Origin of the sequence: Rhizobium aureum, from assembly GCF_030182495.1 — a bacterium.
In the GTDB taxonomy this organism is placed as follows: Bacteria; Pseudomonadota; Alphaproteobacteria; order Rhizobiales; family Rhizobiaceae; genus Rhizobium; species Rhizobium tropici_C.
Map to the genome: position 1 here is coordinate 69,468 of NZ_JAQJCI010000019.1, position 17,037 is coordinate 86,504.

Below are 17,037 nucleotides of genomic sequence, written 5' to 3' on the forward strand. Positions count from 1 at the left end.
AGCGCCGAACCGTCCGATCTCTTCGTCTTTGCCCAATTCCCGGCAAAACCGCGGCCAACGCTCCTGGACCCGCCCTAGTTCGAGGCCGGCTTTATCACATCCATGATCCGTTTCAGCAGGATCTGCGGCCGGTAGTCCGCCCAGGCCGGCGTCAATCCCATCCGCACGACAACGAGATTGGCGGACGGAACGATGGCTACCGTCTGGCCGTCGTGGCCGCTCATCCAGAACGTATCTGCGGGCAGACCGTATTGCGCATTCGAGCCGCCCGGACCTGCAAGCCAGGCCTGAACCTGAGAATAGACGCCTTCCGACGCCTTTGTCGGCGTGCGCATGGCGCCGACGAAACCCTCAGGAAGCAACCGATGCCCGTTCCAGACGCCGTCCTGAAGCAGGAACTGACCGAAACGCGCCCAGTCGCGAGCATTGGCGTAAAGATAGGAACTGCCAACAAAGGTCCCGCGCTCATCGGCCTCCAAAACGGCGCTGTACATGCCGAGCGGTCCGAAAAGCGCTTCTCGCGGATAGGAGATGGCGGTACTCAGATTGGGCAACCGATTCATCCAAAGGCGCGAAAGCAGGGTTGACGTACCGCTCGAATAGCTGAAGCGCTCGCCTGGCGCTGCGACCTGACGCGCACCGGCCGCAACGCTGGTCGTATCCGGATCGAGATAGAGCATGCGTGTCACATCGGACACGCTGCCATAGGACTCGTTGAAGACAAGACCGCTTTCCATGGCAAGGAGATCGCTGAGCTTGATGTTCCTGCGCTCGTCCGCGCTCCATTGCGGCAAAAGGTTTTGATCGTCGAAAGACATACGCCCCGCCAGCATCAGGCGACCGATGATGGCGGCATTGACGGTTTTCGTCATCGACCAGCCGATGAGAGGTGTCGCCTTGCTGAAGCCGTCGCCATAGGTCTCGGCGACGATATGCCCGTCCTTGACGACCACGATCGCCCGCATGGCCGGGCCGGCGAGATCCGGATTCGTGACGATATTGGCAAGCTTCGCCCCCTGCTCGTCCTGACCGACGTTGACCACATCCCCATCCGGCCATAACGCATCACTCTTCGGAGCCTTGATCTTGTTCAGGAAGACGGCACTGCGCGCTCCCTGCAAATCGCCGTCGGGAACCGTCGTACAGCCGAGCGCACCGCGATAAAGCGCATAATTGGGCGCAAACAAACCAAGGAAACGGGCGGTCACGACACCTTCGTCGCGATCGACGGAAACGCGGATGAGTTTCAGCGCAGGATTGCCGGGGGCCTGCACGTCTTCTTCCAGCACCTTGTCCGGATCGCGTTTTGCCACGAACGTGTTCGAGCAGACCATCTTTGCGGCATAGCCATCGCCAACCTTGAGCAATTCCGGCGGATAAAGGGAAAGCCAGACGGCTCCGCCGGCGACAATGATCAGCAGCAAAACAATAAGAGCCCCGATCACTCTCGATATCAAACGCATGTCACACGCCCTCCAAAAGGTACGTGGAGACAATCAGGAAACGCAGCAATATGAAAGGCCTATGATGATTGCGGCACCTTAAATATGTGCAAGGGTGCTTTTCCGCCTGATCTGCCAACAGCCCGCGTCATCAGACTGTAGCATTGCCGGGTTACACGCCCTGAACCTCACAAATTGGTGACAAGACTCAGATGACGGAATTCGCCCCGGATGCCGGTCTCCAAAAGAACCGGAAACTCAAGGACGCTCTCCTGCAGCATAAGGCGCTGTCCAAGGCCGGCCTCTCCGAGCGCCTCTTCGGAATGCTGTTCTCGGGCCTCGTCTATCCGCAAATCTGGGAGGATCCGGATGTCGACATGGAAGCGATGGAGCTTCAGCCGCATCACCGCATCGTCACCATCGGTTCCGGCGGCTGCAACATGCTCGCCTATCTCTCGCAGAACCCTGCCTCGATCGATGTCGTTGACCTGAACCGTCATCACATCGCACTCAACAAGCTGAAGCTCGCAGCCTTCCGCTTATTACCCGGCCATGCAGACCTGGTGCGCTTCTTCGGCACCCCGGGCGTTACCGCCAACAGCCAGGCCTACGACCAGTTCATCGCATCGCGCCTCGACGCGGCGACCTCCAGCTATTGGGACGGTCGCGACCTCTATGGCCGCCGCCGGATCACAGTCTTCAATCGCAATATCTACAAGACCGGCCTTCTCGGCCGCTTCATCGGCGCGGCCCATGTGCTGGCGCGCCTGAATGGCGTTCGTCTCGACAAGATGACGCAAGCCCGCACCATGCGCGAACAGCGCCAGTTCTTCGACGAAGAAATCGCTCCGATCTTTGATAAGCGGGCCGTTCGCTGGCTGCTTGGCCGCAAAAGCTCGCTCTTCGGTCTCGGCATTCCGCCGCAGCAATATGACGAACTCGCAAGCCTTGCAGGCGACGATTCCATTTCTGCCGTGCTGAAGCACCGTCTTGAAAAGCTCGCCTGTCATTTCCCGATGCGCGACAACTATTTTGCCTGGCAGGCGTTCGCGCGTCGCTACGCCGCCCAGCATCAGGGTCCACTGCCGACCTATCTCAAGCCGGAGCACTATGCCGCAATCCGCGCCAATGCCGACCGCGTCGACGTGCATCACGCCAATTTCACCGAGCTTCTGGCCTCGAAGCCGGCCGCCTCGCGCGATCGCTATGTCCTGCTTGATGCGCAGGACTGGATGACGGACGAGCAGCTCAACAGTCTCTGGGCCGAGATTACCCGTACGGCGCGCGAAGGCGCCCGCGTCATCTTCCGCACGGCCGCCGAAAAGAGCATCATCGAGGGTCGTCTTTCTCCAGCGATCCGCGACCAATGGGTCTATTTCGAGGAGCGTTCGCAGGAGCTCAATGCACGCGATCGCTCGGCCATCTACGGCGGCTTCCACATTTATGGAAAAAAAGCGTGAGCCAGGCGGATACGGGCATAGAAACCAGCGATAACAACCATGCCAAGCTGATGGACGGCATGTACCGCTATCAGCGCCACATCTATGACCTGACCCGCAAATACTACCTGTTCGGGCGTGACCGCACGATCGAGCACCTGAATGTGCCTGCCGGCGGCTCCTTCCTAGAAGTGGGCTGCGGCACCGGCCGCAACATGTTGCTCGCCTATCGCCGCTTCCCCTCCGCTCGCTTCTATGGCCTCGACATCTCCCAGGAAATGCTGATTTCGGCGCGAAATAATTTCCGTGGTCTGCAGCAGATGCCGGATTTCCGCGTTGCCGACGCGACTGCCTTTTCGCCCGCCGATTTCGGCGTGGGCGGGTTCGACCGCGTGATGATTTCCTACGCGCTGTCGATGATCCCGGACTGGAAAAGCGCAATCGATGCTTCGCTCGATGCCGTTGCTCCGGGCGGCGAACTGCATATCGTCGATTTCGGCCAGCAGGAAGGCCTGCCGCGCTGGTTCAGGGCACTTCTGAAGGGTTGGTTGAAGAGGTTCCACGTCGATCCGCGCGCCGACCTTCTGACCGTGCTTCAAGACAAGGCCCAGGTACGCGGCATGTCCGTGAAGACCGAAAGGATCGGTCGCGGCTATGCCTGGCGCGCTGTTGCTAGCAGGCCCGGCATCTGAGCGGTGGCGGATTCCAGCGCAAAATCCGTCAAAGAATACGCCAAGCATAAGAATTTGCTTGAAGATAACGCATTTTTTACGTTGATATGGTGAATAAAGTGGCAAGACCAGCCGGCAACGGCATGGTCTGCCGCTCTTTCGGATTCTCGGGGACCATATTACGGAAGCCAAGCCTTGGGGCAGCAAGATCACTCGCGCCATAACGGGTTACGCATGCGCCGGCTTCTGGCATGTCTACTGCCGCTCGCCCTCTTCTTGAATGGCTGCACGACGGGCTATGACGCCCTTTCGACGGCTGCCCTTCCCAAGACCAGGTTCAGCGATACGAAACCGCAGGATTTCGGCCGCGACCATCCGCAGCGTCATCCCATCCACGGCATCGACGTTTCCAAATGGCAGGGCGATATCGATTGGAAGGCGGTGAAGGGGTCGGGGGTCGCCTTCGTCTTCATCAAGGCGACGGAGGGTAAGGACCGGATCGATCCGCGCTTTACGGAATATTGGCAGGAAGCCAACGCTGCCGGACTTCTGCATGCGCCCTATCATTTCTTCTATTTCTGCTCCACCGCCGACGAACAGGCCGATTGGTTCATCCGCAACGTGCCGAAGGATACAATGGCGCTTCCACCCGTCGTCGACGTTGAATGGAACCCGGGCTCCCCGACCTGCAAGACTAGGCCGGCTCCTGAAACGGTACGCAGCGAGATCAAGCGCTTTATGGATCGCCTGCAGGCCTATTACGGCAAGCGCCCGATCATCTATACATCAGTGGATTTCCATCGCGAAAATCTCGTCGGTTACTTCAAGGACTATCACTTCTGGGTCCGTTCGGTCGCCAAGCACCCGAAAGAGACCTACGCGGATCGCAGCTGGGCCTTCTGGCAATATACCTCGACAGGCGTCATACCCGGCATCAAAGGTCCGACGGATATCAATGTTTTCGGCGGCTCAGAGCAAAACTGGCAAAACTGGGTGGCGGCAGTAGAGAAGCAGGGAAATTCTTAAGACTGAGCCCATTTCACTCTTGCTTATGTCACAATCTTCTGTGAAAGCGACCCTATTCTATCACCTGGGAAGGATCGCTCATGGATCGTCACACCATTCGACGCAGCGCTCTTGCGTTGCTCTTCGCTTCAGCCATGACCGGTACGGCGATGGCTCAAAGTGCGGCTCCAGCAGCCGTGCCGCCCGCTAGCAGCGACGCCACTCCAAAAGTAGCCTGTGGTGGCGATCTCACCGCATTCCTGGCCGGGGTGAAGGCGGAGGCGATCGCTGACGGCGCGGATGCAGCCGCCGCAGACAAGACGCTCGCTGGCGCGCAGATCGACCAGAAGGTTCTCGCCATGGACCGCAGCCAGGGCGTCTTCCGCCAGACCTTCCTCGAGTTTTCCCAGCGCACCGTCAGCCAGGGCCGCCTCGACATCGGCCGCCAGAAGATGAAGCAGTATGCCGATGTCTTCGCCAAGGCCGAAAAGGACTATGGCGTTCCTCCCGGCGTCATCACCGCCTTCTGGGCCATGGAAACGGACTTCGGCGCCGTTCAGGGCAATTTCAACACACGCAACGCGCTGGTCACCCTTTCGCACGACTGCCGCCGGCCGGACTTCTTCCGTCCGCGCCTGATTGCGCTGATCGAGCTGGTGCAGCGTGGCGATGTTGATCCGGAAACGACCACGGGTGCATGGGCCGGTGAAATCGGCCAGACGCAGATGCTGCCCCCCGATATCATCGCTTATGGCACGGATGGCGATGGCGATGGCCATGTCAACCTCAAGACCAGCGCACCTGACGTCATTCTGACGACAGCACGATTCCTCCAGCATCTCGGCTTCCAGCGCGGTCAGCCCTGGCTGCAGGAAGTAACAGTCCCGGACAATCTCCCCTGGGAAAAATCCGGCATCGGCGGCACGCTGACGGCTGGCGATTGGTTCAAGCTCGGCGTCACCCCGCGCGACGGCAACACGAGCTTCGGCTCCCTTCCCGCTGCTCTCATCCTGCCGCAGGGTCGCAAAGGGCCTGCCTTCCTGACCTATCCGAACTACAATACTTATCTCGGCTGGAACCAGTCGTTCATCTACACGACCTCGGCCGCCTACTTCGCCACCCGCTTTGCCGGTGCCCCGCCCTATAGCAAAGGCACGCCTGAGGCAGGCCTGAACGATGTCGACATGAAGGCGCTTCAGACCAAGCTCGTGGCCCGCGGCTACGATGTCGGCAAGATCGACGGCATTCTCGGCTCCGGTACGCGCGTCGCCATCCAGAAGGAACAATTCCGTCTCGGCATGCCGGCGGATGGCTGGGCAACCACGGCGCTGCTCAACGCGCTTTGACCTCTTTTGCATCCCTATCGAAAAGGCGGCTCCGAGCCGCCTTTTTGCTATGCGGAATTCCGCCAGCTCCTCGAAAGCCGACTACCGCGGATTCGAGCAGAAAACGGGTGGAACCCCAGCCCTCTCCCGGGTTACATGGGCTGAAACGGGGGAGACGACAATGAGTAACGAAAACCGGATGAGCGCCTTGACCTGGGGGCTGCTGCTGTTGCTCGGGCTGATCTGGGGCGGCTCGTTTTTCTTTGCCCGTATTGCGGTCCATCATGTTCCGCCCTTTACGCTCGTTCTTCTGCGCCTGTCTCTGGCGGCGCTGGCGCTGCATCTCTACCTTGCCGGCCGCTTTGGCATCTACCAGGTATTACGGACCCAGTGGCTGCAATTCCTCCTGCTGGGGCTCATCAACAATGCCGTGCCGCATACCCTGATCTTCTTCGGTCAAACGCAGATGGGCGCCGGTCTTGCCTCCATCCTCAACGCAACCACACCAATCTGGACCGTCCTGATCGGCAACCAGCTGACCACCGACGAACGCCTCACGTCAGCGAAGCTCATCGGCTGTTTCACCGGACTGATCGGGACGGCAGTGCTGCTCGGACCAAGCGTCACCACCGGCGGCTCGGTTCCCTTCTGGGCATTGTCCCTGCCAATCCTCGCGGCGATTTCCTATGGCTTTGCCGCCATCTACGCCAAACGCTTCAAGGGCATCGCCCCACCCGTCGTTGCGGCCGGTCAATTGACCGCTTCCTCGCTGATCATGCTGCCGGTCGCCGTGACCGTTGACCAACCCTGGTCTCTTGCGGCACCGCCGGCGACGGCGATCGCGGCTATTCTAGGCTTGGCACTGCTGTCGACGGCTTTCGCCTATATTCTCTACTTTCGCATCATGGCGCTTGCCGGCGCCACGAATGCTTCACTGGTGACACTGCTGGTGCCGCCAAGCGCACTTCTGCTTGGCTTCCTGTTCCTGGATGAGCGGCTTGGCTTCGCCGAGATCGCCGGCATGGTGCTGATCGGCGCGGGTCTGCTCGTCCTCGACGGCCGGCTCTATGCATGGATGAAACACGGCACACGAACGCGCACAACATGATTGGCCGCTCCATCGAGTGGTCTTCGGTCACAGCATGTTAATACTTATTCACAACCCGTCACTTAGCAGGCGGCTGGAATTTTCATAGTAAAATCAAAATACTGTCGCGATTATCTGAATCGAAGCACCAACCTCATGCCGCGTCGCAGCATCGAATTTGCTTTCCAAACGACATATTTTCGACATAAAATTTAACGGCTGACTGAGGAGGAAGACATGGGATTGACGCGATCCATCAACGTCCTAGTGGTCGGTGCGGCCTTCGCTTTTGTCGTAACGATGCTTTTCATCTGACGGCTTTGACGAAATTCGCAGACGATCAAACTCCGAAAAGCTAACAAAACCCCTGCCTTATTAGAAAAGCGCATGCCCGGGCCGGACATGCGCTTTTTCATACCGGGCGAAATGCTCAGGCGGCGGCGCCGGCGCGCGCATCCACCTTGCGCTGAAGCCCCAGCCGCTCAAGGACGGCTGAGACGAGCGCCGAGCGGTTCATCGTGTAAAGATGAAACTCATGAATGCCGCGGCGTATGAGATCCTGGATCTGCTCGGCCGCAACATCCGCAGCAACCTTGGCGCGTTCCTCGACATTCTCATCCAAACCATCGAAACGATCGTCAAGCCAGGACGGGATACTGGCGCCGCACGCACCGGCAAAGCGCTTGAGCTGCGTGAGGTTCTGGATCGGCATGATGCCGGGCACAACGGGGATCCGGATGCCGGCCGCACGAACGCGATCATGATAGCGCTCGAATGCGTCATTATCGAAGAAGAACTGCGTCAGCGCCCGGTCGGCGCCGTTCTCGGCCTTGCGCTTCAGCATGTCGATATCTGCAGCCGTGTCGCGGCTTTCTGGATGCTTTTCCGGATAGGCGGATACGGAGATATCGAAATCGCCGCGCTCCCGCAACGCGCCCACCAATTCGGCAGCATTGGCATAACCGCCCGGATGCGGCTGGTAGGCCGAGCCGACACCGCCGGGCGGATCGCCGCGCAACGCGACGAAACGGCGAACGCCGGCAGCCAGGAACTCATCGATCACCCGATGCGTATCTTCGCGTGTTGCGCCGACACAGGTGAGATGCGATGCCGTCGTGAACGGTGTTTCATGGATCATCTTGCGCACGGCGGAAAGCGTCGGCGCCTTGGTCGAGCCACCTGCCCCGTAGGTCACCGAAACGAACTCCGGCTCCCAATCGCTAAGATCTGCCACGGTGGCCCACAGCTGTTGCTCCGCTTCCTCCGACTTCGGCGGAAAGAACTCGAAGGAGATGCGGATACCGTCACTAAGACTTTCGGATCTCGAGGACATGTCAAACTCTCCCGGCAAGAATGGGGGACGACTGGTGGCCTTGGTCGGTTGCCATGAGCAGCCGCGGATCGCGCGCCAGCCAGATGCTGACTGTCAGCGCCGGGCCGCCTTCCCTCTCCGAATGGAGGTGCTGCACGCGCTCGACATCGAGCCCCGCCAGCTTCAGCCAATCCGATATTGTCTGGTCCGAGAAGCCGAGACGCAAATGCGCATGCTCGTCGCGCAGATATTCAAGCGCGTGCGGCGCAAGATCGATGATGACGAGCCGGCCGCCGGGCCGCAGCATTCGCGCCGCCTCGGCAACGGCAATCTCCGGCTGATCGAGGAAATGCAGCACCTGATGGATGGTGATCAGATCGAAATCCTGCTGCTCGAGCGGCAGGTTGAAAATATCGCCATGGCGCACCGACGCAGCGGTGATGTTGGCACGATCGAGATTGGCACGGGCGACCGCGAGCATGTCACGGCTGGCATCGATGCCGACGGCGCGACGATAGTGGCCAGCCAGGAGCTGCAGCATCCGGCCCGTACCCGTCCCGAGATCGAGGAAGGAATCGATCGGCTGCGGGCCGATCAGCTCGATCAGCGCCTTGTCGACATCCTCGTCGGCGACATGCAGGCGACGCAGTTCGTCCCACTCGGCGGCATTGCGACTGAAATAGGCCTGCGCCCGTTCGGCACGGATGCGCTTGACCGAAGCAAGGCGCTCGCCGTCACGCAGAAGAACGGTGTCCTTCTCGGCGGTGTGGCGCAGAAGCGTACGCGCCAAGGTCACCGCCTTGCCCTCCTGCTTCAAGCGGAAATAAGCCCAAGCGCCTTCCTGATAGCGGTCGATCAGGCCGGCTTCGCCAAGCAGCTTCAGATGCCGCGAGATGCGGGGCTGCGACTGGCCGAGAATTTCGGTAAGATCGGTGACGGTCAGATCGCTTGCTGCGAGTAATGCCATGAGGCGTAGCCGCGTCGGTTCGCCGACCGCCTTCAGCACGTCCACAACTTCATCCAAGCCGAGCTTCACCACATCCGTCATTCGACACCCAATCAAGATATAAAGATATCTTTATGTGATTTGAATGAACTCCGCAAGCACTAATCGCCATAGAGACCGGTGGGGCGTCGGAAATCTGTTATTTTTTGTCGGCTGGGGAATGTATGCTTCCTGCACTACCGCAAAGAAAAACCCCGGCCTGTGAACTGCCGGGGTTCTCCTTCTCCATAACGGAAAGACAGCAAACTTATCGTGTCAGTCGCTTATGCGCCTGGCTGCCCGGATTGAGAGCATCGGGGCCGAGGCGGCGGACCTTGTCCTGCTCGTAATCTTCGAAATTGCCTTCGAACCATTCGACATGGCCTTCGCCCTCAAAGGCCAGGATATGCGTGGCCAGGCGGTCGAGGAACATGCGATCGTGGCTGATGATGATGGCGCAGCCCGCGAAGTTTTCGAGCGCGCTTTCCAGCGCTCCCAGCGTTTCCGTATCGAGGTCGTTGGTCGGTTCGTCGAGCAGAAGCACGTTGCCGCCGGACTTCAGCATCTTGGCCAGGTGCACGCGGTTGCGCTGACCGCCGGAGAGATTGCCGACCTTCTGCTGCTGGTCGCCGCCCTTGAAGTTAAAGGCGCCGCAATAGGCGCGCGAGTTCATATCGAACTTGCCGAGCTTGATGACTTCAGCGCCGCCGGAGATTTCCTCCCATACCGTCTTGTTACCATCAAGCGCGTCGCGGCTCTGGTCGACATAGCTGAGATGCACCGTCTCGCCGATGCGGATCGAGCCGGAATCCGGCTTTTCCTGCCCGGTGATCATCTTGAACAGGGTCGTCTTGCCGGCGCCATTCGGGCCGATGATGCCGACGATACCGCCGGGCGGCAGCTTGATCGACAGATCCTTGATCAGCGTGCGGCCTTCGAAACCCTTGGTGATACCCTCCATCTCGATCACCACCTGACCGAGACGCTCGCTGACCGGAATGATGATCTGCGCATCGCCAGGACGCTGATTTTCGGCAGCATCGACCAGCTGCTCGTAAGCGTTGATACGCGCCTTGGACTTGGCCTGACGGGCTTTGGGGCTGGAGGCGATCCATTCCTGTTCGCGGCTGATCGCCTTCTGGCGGCCAGCTTCTTCACGGGCTTCCTGTAGCATGCGCTTGGCCTTGGCCTGCAGATAGGCGGAGTAGTTGCCTTCGTAGGGAATGCCGCGGCCGCGGTCGAGTTCGAGAATCCAGCCAGTAACATTGTCGAGGAAGTAGCGGTCGTGGGTGATCATCATCACGGCACCCGGATAGTCGCGCAGGTGCTTTTCCAGCCAGGCAATGGTCTCGGCATCGAGATGGTTGGTCGGTTCGTCGAGCAGCAGCAGATCTGGCTGCGACAGAAGCAGGCGGCAAAGCGCGATACGGCGGCGCTCACCGCCGGAAAGGCTGGTGACTTCGGCATCGCGCGGCGGGCAGCGCAATGCATCCATCGCCATTTCCACCTGGCTTTCCAGATCCCAGAGGTTCTGGCTGTCGATGATATCCTGAAGCTTGGCCCCCTCTTCCGCAGTCTCGTCGGAATAGTTCATCATCAATTCGTTGTAGCGATTGAGGATTTCGGTTTTTTTGGCAACGCCTTCCATGACGTTTTCGAAAACCGTCTTGTTGGGATCGAGCTGCGGCTCCTGTGGCAGATAGCCGATGGTCGCGCCTTCGGCCAGCCAGGCTTCACCGGTATATTCCTTGTCGAGGCCAGCCATGATGCGCAGCACCGTCGACTTACCTGCGCCGTTCGGACCGAGAATACCGATTTTGGCATCGGGATAGAACGAGAGATGGATATTCTCGAGGATCTTCTTGGCGCCATAGGACTTATTCAGACCGGCCATATGATAAATGAACTGACGTGCCATAGCTTGGGTTACTCCACAGGCGGATAACATTGCGAATTGTGCCGCTATGTAGGCGAAACCCCGCCCTCGGGCAACGGCGAAACCTCGTCCGAGGGCATTATCCGCGTCAGAAAAGCCGTATTTTCTCAGAAGCCGGCTGCATCCACCACACCGCGATCGCAGCCGAAGGCGGTGCTGCCGGCGCTTTGGATCAGTTTGGCGAGCCGCGGCTCGTTGCCCTCTTGAGGTTCGATCGCATCTTCCGAGAGGCCGATGGTCAGCTCCGAAATCATCCTGACATCGCCGACACGGCGGCAACTCATCTTGATGCGCGCGTTGGCACCCTCACCGAAACTCTGGTCGAAGGCGGCCTTGATGCTTTCGGCATCGAGCTCCTTGCCGATATTCTCCGCAAACAGATCGCGCACGGACGACGCATTGAGCTCCGCGATCAGACCGGTAGCGATGGAAAAATATTTGTCGGCGCTGAGCTTCGTGCAGGTACCATGCTTGATCCATTCATGCCGCTCGAGCCCGGATTGCGTGCCCGGCATCACCTTGTCCAGCTTCGCCTTGACCTCCTGCGACAGCTCCACCGCCGGCAGATCCTTCCAGTCGCGGCCGCGATCCGCCTGCTTCAAATCCTCCGAAACATCGCAATATTCCTGCCTCATCGGCCAGAGGCCATGCAGGGAGAAATTCTTGGCGTCGTAATTGCTCGACGATTGGTTTCGGCATTCGGCCTTCTTCTGGTTCGTCGCGCAAAACGCCGGCTCCCAGCTTGCCGCCAGGATAAAACGCGTCCGTCCGCGGCTATGCTCCTGCGCCATGGCGCTGGCGGCCGTTCCGACTGAAAGAAATACAACTGCAAATACCCGAAGCAACTGCCTCATTCCCGGTCTCCAATTAGAACATTATAGGAACAAATAAGCAGTTTGATCGCGCGGGCGCAATCCTGAATCGTAGTGCTCGGAAAGATTTATTTCTGTGTGCTTCGACACCTATCCATTGCAATCCGTCGGATGATAACCTTTCGTCCCAATAGGGAGGACCGAATGCATGTTCGCGGATACGCAGCGCCTGAATAGCCCGACGGGCGCGAGGATCGCCTATCATCATGTGCCAGCGGCGGCAGAAGCACGCGGCATCCTGCTGATATCACATGGTCTTGCCGAACACTCCCGCCGCTACGAGACCTTTGCCGAGGCGATGGCCAGTCAAGGCTTCCATGTCTACGCCCACGATCATCGCGGCCACGGCGAGACCGTTGCCCATGAAGCGCCCATCGGCCGCTTCGCGCGAAGAGGTGGAGCGGAGCATGTCATCGCCGATGTGCTCGCCATGCGCGAGCTTGCCGCAGGCGTTCATCCCGGACTGCCGATCATCCTGTTCGGCCACTCCATGGGTGGATTGATCAGCCTCAACACCGTCGTCACGCATCCGGACAAGTTCGATGCCGTCGCGGTGTGGAATTCCAACTTCAATGCGGGCCTTGCGGGCCGCGCCGCCCAGCTCATTCTCAAGACGGAGCGCATGTTCAAGGGATCGGACGTTCCAAGCGGCCCCTTGCCGAAGCTGACCTTCGGCACCTGGGGCCGGTCGATCGCAAATCGCCGCACCGACTTCGACTGGCTTTCGCGCATCCCCGAGCAGGTGGACAAATACATCGCCGATCCGCTTTGCGGCTTCGATGCTTCCGTCTCGCTCTGGCTCGACATATTCGAGCTTACCTTCCGGGCACCCCAAAAGATCTATCTCGACCGGCTTCGACGCGATATGCCCATTCATCTCGTCGGCGGCGGCGAGGATCCGGCCACCGATAATGCGAAAGCGATCTCCTGGCTGGCAAGCCATTTGAAAAGCGCCGGCTTCTCTCATATTACAACAGAGATCTACCCCGACATGCGGCACGAGACGCTCAACGAAATCGGTGCCGATGAAGCCATTTCCCGCTTTGCAGATTGGTGCAAAGAGGTGGCGGCAAGCACCTGATTCTCATAGGAATTCTGCAATGAACACCTCCAGCGGCTCCTCGAGCCGATTGCTGCAATCGGAGCTGACCTTCGGCTTGGTGATGATGTTTCTCTCCGTCGTCCTCTCGCCGATCATCGACATCTTCTCCAAGCTCGCCGCATCCACGATCCCACCGGCGGAAGTCACCGCCGCCCGCTTCATCCTTCAGTCGCTCTTTGCACTGCCGATGATGGCGATGCGCGGGCAATGGGGCGCGTGGACATGGCGGCGCAGCGGCGTCCACGCCATTCGTGCCGCGGTGCTGACGCTGTCCATGGTGTCCTTCGTCACTACGCTGCAGGTGATGGAGGTGGCCGATGCCATTGCCATCTTCTTCGTCGAGCCGATGATGCTGACCATTTTGAGCAGCATCTTCCTCAAGGAAACCATCGGCTGGCGGCGCTACACCGCCTGTGCCGTCGGCTTTTTCGGCGCGATGCTGATCATCCAGCCGAGCTTTCAGGAAGTCGGCTTCATCGCTCTGCTGCCCGTCGTCACCGCGCTCTGTATCGCAGTCTATGTCATGATCACGCGTGTCGTGTCCCATAGCGAGGATGCCTGGTCGATGCAGTTCCAGACCGGCCTGTGGGGCACCGGCTTCAGCCTGGTCCTGCTTGTCATCGGCAAGGTGACGGGATCCGCAATCCTCGATCCGGTCATGCCGGATCTCGCTGCCATGCTCTACCTGCTCGGGGTCGGGGCCACCGCGGCGGCTTCCGGCATCTTGACGGTGCATGCCTATCGCGCCGTGCCGGCCTCGACGCTCGCGCCGCTGCAATATTTCGAGATCGTCTCCGCCACGATCTTCGGCTGGCTCGTCTTCGACAATTTCCCGGATGCGATCAAATGGCTCGGCATCCTCATCATCATCGGCTCGGGGCTCTACATTCTCTGGCGCGAGCGGCGCTTTGCTTCCAAGCCGGTATCCGATACATCTGAAACTGCATTCACGCCGTAAGCGAGTGGATCGACATGACAGAACACAAGACCAAGAAACCTCCGCTGTCCGGTATTCGTGTCATAGAGCTTGCCCGCGTTCTCGCCGGTCCCTGGGCCGGACAGATGCTGGCCGATCTCGGCGCCGATGTCATCAAGGTGGAAAATCCCGACGGCGGCGACGACACCCGCCAATGGGGGCCACCCTTCGTCCAGGGCAAGGACGGCGAAAATCTCTCGGCCGCCTATTACCATTCCACCAATCGTGGCAAGCGCTCGGTAATCGCCGATCTCAAGACCGAGGAAGGTCAAGAACTGGTGCGCCGCCTGGTGAAGACGGCCGATGTAGTGATCGAGAATTTCAAGCTCGGCGGCCTGGTAAAGTACGGGCTGGACTATGAAAGCCTGAAGAAGATCAATCCCCGCATCGTCTATTGCTCGATTACCGGCTTCGGCCAGGCCGGCCCTTATGCCAGTCTCGCCGGCTATGATTATATCGTTCAGGGCATGTCCGGCTTCATGTCGATCACAGGCGAACCGGACGGACAGCCGATGAAGGCCGGTGTTGCGATCGCCGACATCTTCACCGGCATCTATGCCGTTTCCGCAATCGAGGCCGCCCTGATCCATGCTCTGAAGACCGGAGCAGGACAGCTGATCGACATGGCGCTGCTCGATGTACAATCGGCCGTGCTTGCCAACCAGAACATGAACTATCTGATCTCCGGCAAACCGCCGGTGCGGCTCGGCAACGCCCATCCGAATATCTCGCCCTATGAAGTCGTGCCCACCGCCGACGGCTATCTCATCCTTGCCGTCGGCAATGATGGGCAGTTCCGGCGCCTCTGCACCATTCTCGGGGTGGAAACCAATGCCGACGACGAGCGCTATGCGACCAACAAGGCCCGCGTCGCCAACCGCAACGAGGTGCGCGCCTTCGTCTCAGCCGAGACGTTGAAGTGGAACAAGGCGGATCTGCTGAGGGCCTGCGAGACCAATGCCGTTCCGGCCGGCGCCATCAACACGATCGAGGATATGTTCGCCGATCCGCAGATTGTGGCACGCGGCCTGAGAATCGATCTCGAAGATAGTGCCGGCACCGTCATTCCGAGCGTGCGCACGCCGATCGTGCTGTCGGAAACCCCACTGACCTATACGCGACCAAGCCCGCGGCTTGGCGAACATCAGGAGGAAGTTCTGGCCGAATTGGCCGAACTGGAGGGGAAGGCGGGGACATGAAGCGAACGGGCGGGCAACTCATCGTCGAGGCTTTGAAGGCCAATGGTGTGCAGCGCATTTCCTGCGTACCGGGCGAGAGCTTTCTCGCCGTGCTCGATGCCCTGCATGACAGCGATATCAACGTGCTCGTTTGCCGCCAGGAAGGCGGGGCGGCAATGATGGCGGATGCCTGGGGTCGATTGACCGGCGAACCGGGCATCTGCATGGTCACCCGCGGCCCCGGCGCCACAAACGCCTCCGCCGGCCTTCACATAGCCCGGCAGGATTCGATCCCGATGATCCTGTTCATCGGTCAGGTCCAGCGCGATGCCCGCGAGCGCGAAGCCTTTCAGGAAGTGGAATTCCGGCGCGCCTTTACCGAATTTGCCAAATGGGTCGGCGAGATCGACGCCGCCGCCCGCATTCCGGAATTCGTCACCCGCGCCTTTGCTGTGGCAACGTCGGGTCGCCCCGGTCCCGTGGTGCTGACCCTGCCCGAAGACATGCTGCGCGATGAGGTCGAGGCGCTGCAAGCGCTGCCCTATGTCCCAGTCGCCGCTCATCCGGGCCGCGGCCAGCTTGCCGATCTCCGCCAGCGCCTTGCGGCTGCACAGCGGCCGATGGTCATCCTCGGCGGCACGCGCTGGAACGAGGGGGCGGTTGTCGGCATCCGGCAATTCGCGGAGCGTTTCAAACTGCCGGTCGGCTGCTCCTTCCGGCGGCAGATGCTGTTCGACCATCTGCATCCAAGCTACGCCGGCGATGTCGGCATCGGCATCAACCCGGCGCTGGCAAAGGAAATCAAGGAAGCGGATCTGCTGATCCTGCTCGGCGGACGTCTCTCCGAGATGCCGTCCTCCGGCTACACGCTTGTCGATATCCCCTACCCGCGCCAGCAGTTCGTCCACGTCCATCCCGATCCCTCGGAACTCGGCCGCATCTATCGCCCGGACCTGGCGATCTGTGCCAGCCCGGCGGATTTCGTTGCGGCTCTCGTGGATTTGGACCCACCGCACGAAACGCCTTGGGCAGATCGCACCGAACGCATGCACGCGGCCTATCTCAGCTGGTCGAAGACACCGGAAAAGAGCCCCGGTGCCGTGCATATGGGCCGCATCATGGATTGGATCGAAGCCAATACGGCCGACGATGCGATCTTCACCAACGGCGCCGGCAATTATGCCACCTGGCTGCACCGCTTTCACCGCTTCCGCCGTTTCAACACGCAGGCGGCGCCGACATCAGGCTCGATGGGTTACGGTCTGCCGGCGGCGGTTGCGGCGAAACAGCTCTTTCCCGAGCGCGAAGTCATCTGCTTTGCCGGTGACGGCTGTTTCATGATGCATGGGCAGGAGTTCGCGACCGCCGTTCAATATGGCCTGCCGCTGATCGCTTTGGTCATCAACAATGGTATGTACGGCACCATCCGCATGCATCAGGAACGGGAATATCCCGGCCGTGTCAGCGCCACGGCGCTCGACAATCCGGATTTTGCGGCCCTTGCCCGCGCCTATGGCGGCCACGGCGAAACGGTGAAGGCGACGGCAGAATTCGGCCCGGCATTCGAGCGGGCGCGCGCGAGCGGCAAGCCGGCCATCATCGAGATAGCGCTCGACCCGGAAGCGATCACGCCTTCCCGCACCCTGACGGAAATCGCGCAAACAAAAGGCCGATGAGCGCGAGCCCACCGGCCTAAAAAAATTACTG

14 protein-coding genes are annotated in these 17,037 nt (G+C 60.1%); 9 read left to right on the forward strand and 5 right to left on the reverse strand.

Annotated elements, in window-relative coordinates:
* Nucleotides 1-74 precede the first annotated feature (74 nt).
* Complete coding sequence (locus PH552_RS28405) at nucleotides 75-1,463, reverse strand: serine hydrolase domain-containing protein (protein ID WP_113249392.1); 1,389 nt, start codon at nucleotides 1,461-1,463, stop codon at nucleotides 75-77.
* Nucleotides 1,464-1,654: 191 nt separating this feature from the next.
* Here PH552_RS28405 and PH552_RS28410 point away from each other — a divergent pair, with 191 nt between their 5' ends.
* The 5 genes from PH552_RS28410 to PH552_RS28430 all read left to right on the forward strand — a co-directional run bounded on the left by PH552_RS28410 (nucleotide 1,655) and on the right by PH552_RS28430 (nucleotide 6,990).
* Complete coding sequence (locus PH552_RS28410; protein WP_112342566.1) at nucleotides 1,655-2,902, forward strand: BtaA family protein; 1,248 nt, start codon at nucleotides 1,655-1,657, stop codon at nucleotides 2,900-2,902.
* Entirely contained in the window at nucleotides 2,899-3,573 is a 675-nt protein-coding gene (locus PH552_RS28415) for a class I SAM-dependent methyltransferase (protein WP_113249393.1), read from the forward strand. The genes PH552_RS28410 and PH552_RS28415 overlap by 4 nt, the downstream gene beginning before the upstream one ends.
* Nucleotides 3,574-3,786: 213 nt before the next feature.
* A complete protein-coding gene (locus tag PH552_RS28420) occupies nucleotides 3,787-4,578 on the forward strand; it encodes a glycoside hydrolase family 25 protein (RefSeq protein ID WP_112342568.1) in 792 nt (263 codons plus the stop codon).
* Nucleotides 4,579-4,658: 80 nt separating this feature from the next.
* Nucleotides 4,659-5,903: a lytic murein transglycosylase gene (locus PH552_RS28425; protein WP_145644385.1), complete on the forward strand. Its 1,245-nt coding sequence runs from the start codon at nucleotides 4,659-4,661 to the stop codon at nucleotides 5,901-5,903.
* 160 nt (nucleotides 5,904-6,063) lie between these two features.
* Nucleotides 6,064-6,990 (forward strand): DMT family transporter, encoded by a 927-nt coding sequence (locus tag PH552_RS28430; protein WP_113249395.1) that lies wholly within the window; start codon nucleotides 6,064-6,066, stop codon nucleotides 6,988-6,990.
* Nucleotides 6,991-7,399: 409 nt separating this feature from the next.
* Here PH552_RS28430 and metF read toward each other — a convergent pair whose 3' ends face one another.
* The 4 genes from metF to PH552_RS28450 form a co-directional block, all read right to left on the reverse strand.
* Nucleotides 7,400-8,302 carry a methylenetetrahydrofolate reductase [NAD(P)H] gene (gene metF / locus PH552_RS28435; RefSeq protein WP_113249396.1) on the reverse strand — a complete coding sequence of 301 codons (903 nt, stop codon included), beginning with the start codon at nucleotides 8,300-8,302 and terminating at the stop codon, nucleotides 7,400-7,402.
* 1 nt (nucleotide 8,303) lies between these two features.
* Complete coding sequence (locus PH552_RS28440) at nucleotides 8,304-9,329, reverse strand: ArsR/SmtB family transcription factor (RefSeq protein ID WP_112342572.1); 1,026 nt, start codon at nucleotides 9,327-9,329, stop codon at nucleotides 8,304-8,306.
* A gap of 205 nt (nucleotides 9,330-9,534) precedes the next feature.
* Nucleotides 9,535-11,184 (reverse strand): energy-dependent translational throttle protein EttA, encoded by a 1,650-nt coding sequence (ettA, locus tag PH552_RS28445; protein ID WP_112342573.1) that lies wholly within the window; start codon nucleotides 11,182-11,184, stop codon nucleotides 9,535-9,537.
* Nucleotides 11,185-11,309: 125 nt separating this feature from the next.
* Nucleotides 11,310-12,056, reverse strand: a complete 747-nt coding sequence (locus tag PH552_RS28450) for a ribonuclease T2 family protein (protein WP_113249397.1) — start codon at nucleotides 12,054-12,056, stop codon at nucleotides 11,310-11,312.
* A gap of 166 nt (nucleotides 12,057-12,222) precedes the next feature.
* On the opposite strand from PH552_RS28450, the gene PH552_RS28455 reads away from it, so the two are divergent.
* From PH552_RS28455 to PH552_RS28470, 4 genes are read left to right on the forward strand one after another with little or no spacing between them, the layout of a single operon-like run.
* Nucleotides 12,223-13,155 (forward strand): alpha/beta hydrolase, encoded by a 933-nt coding sequence (locus tag PH552_RS28455; RefSeq protein ID WP_113249398.1) that lies wholly within the window; start codon nucleotides 12,223-12,225, stop codon nucleotides 13,153-13,155.
* A gap of 19 nt (nucleotides 13,156-13,174) precedes the next feature.
* Nucleotides 13,175-14,134, forward strand: a complete 960-nt coding sequence (locus PH552_RS28460; RefSeq protein WP_113249399.1) for a DMT family transporter — start codon at nucleotides 13,175-13,177, stop codon at nucleotides 14,132-14,134.
* 14 nt (nucleotides 14,135-14,148) lie between these two features.
* Nucleotides 14,149-15,351, forward strand: a complete 1,203-nt coding sequence (gene caiB / locus PH552_RS28465; RefSeq protein ID WP_113249400.1) for a succinate--glutarate CoA-transferase — start codon at nucleotides 14,149-14,151, stop codon at nucleotides 15,349-15,351.
* On the forward strand, nucleotides 15,348-17,006 hold the full coding sequence (locus tag PH552_RS28470) for a thiamine pyrophosphate-binding protein (protein ID WP_113249401.1): 1,659 nt from the start codon (nucleotides 15,348-15,350) through the stop codon (nucleotides 17,004-17,006). Before caiB ends, PH552_RS28470 begins: the two co-directional genes overlap by 4 nt.
* Nucleotides 17,007-17,037 lie beyond the last annotated feature (31 nt).

Excerpts from the sequence above, each read along its gene's own strand:
- PH552_RS28470 (WP_113249401.1), top strand. The coding sequence starts at position 15,348 with ATGAAGCGAACGGGCGGGCAACTCATCGTCGAGGCTTTGAAGGCCAAT.
- PH552_RS28440 (WP_112342572.1), bottom strand. The coding sequence starts at position 9,329 with ATGACGGATGTGGTGAAGCTCGGCTTGGATGAAGTTGTGGACGTGCTG.
- PH552_RS28450 (WP_113249397.1), bottom strand. The coding sequence starts at position 12,056 with ATGAGGCAGTTGCTTCGGGTATTTGCAGTTGTATTTCTTTCAGTCGGA.
- PH552_RS28420 (WP_112342568.1), top strand. The coding sequence starts at position 3,787 with ATGCGCCGGCTTCTGGCATGTCTACTGCCGCTCGCCCTCTTCTTGAAT.
- PH552_RS28460 (WP_113249399.1), top strand. The coding sequence starts at position 13,175 with ATGAACACCTCCAGCGGCTCCTCGAGCCGATTGCTGCAATCGGAGCTG.
- PH552_RS28425 (WP_145644385.1), top strand. The coding sequence starts at position 4,659 with ATGGATCGTCACACCATTCGACGCAGCGCTCTTGCGTTGCTCTTCGCT.
- ettA (WP_112342573.1), bottom strand. The coding sequence starts at position 11,184 with ATGGCACGTCAGTTCATTTATCATATGGCCGGTCTGAATAAGTCCTAT.
- PH552_RS28410 (WP_112342566.1), top strand. The coding sequence starts at position 1,655 with ATGACGGAATTCGCCCCGGATGCCGGTCTCCAAAAGAACCGGAAACTC.
- PH552_RS28405 (WP_113249392.1), bottom strand. The coding sequence starts at position 1,463 with ATGCGTTTGATATCGAGAGTGATCGGGGCTCTTATTGTTTTGCTGCTG.
- metF (WP_113249396.1), bottom strand. The coding sequence starts at position 8,302 with ATGTCCTCGAGATCCGAAAGTCTTAGTGACGGTATCCGCATCTCCTTC.
- PH552_RS28430 (WP_113249395.1), top strand. The coding sequence starts at position 6,064 with ATGAGTAACGAAAACCGGATGAGCGCCTTGACCTGGGGGCTGCTGCTG.
- PH552_RS28455 (WP_113249398.1), top strand. The coding sequence starts at position 12,223 with ATGTTCGCGGATACGCAGCGCCTGAATAGCCCGACGGGCGCGAGGATC.
- caiB (WP_113249400.1), top strand. The coding sequence starts at position 14,149 with ATGACAGAACACAAGACCAAGAAACCTCCGCTGTCCGGTATTCGTGTC.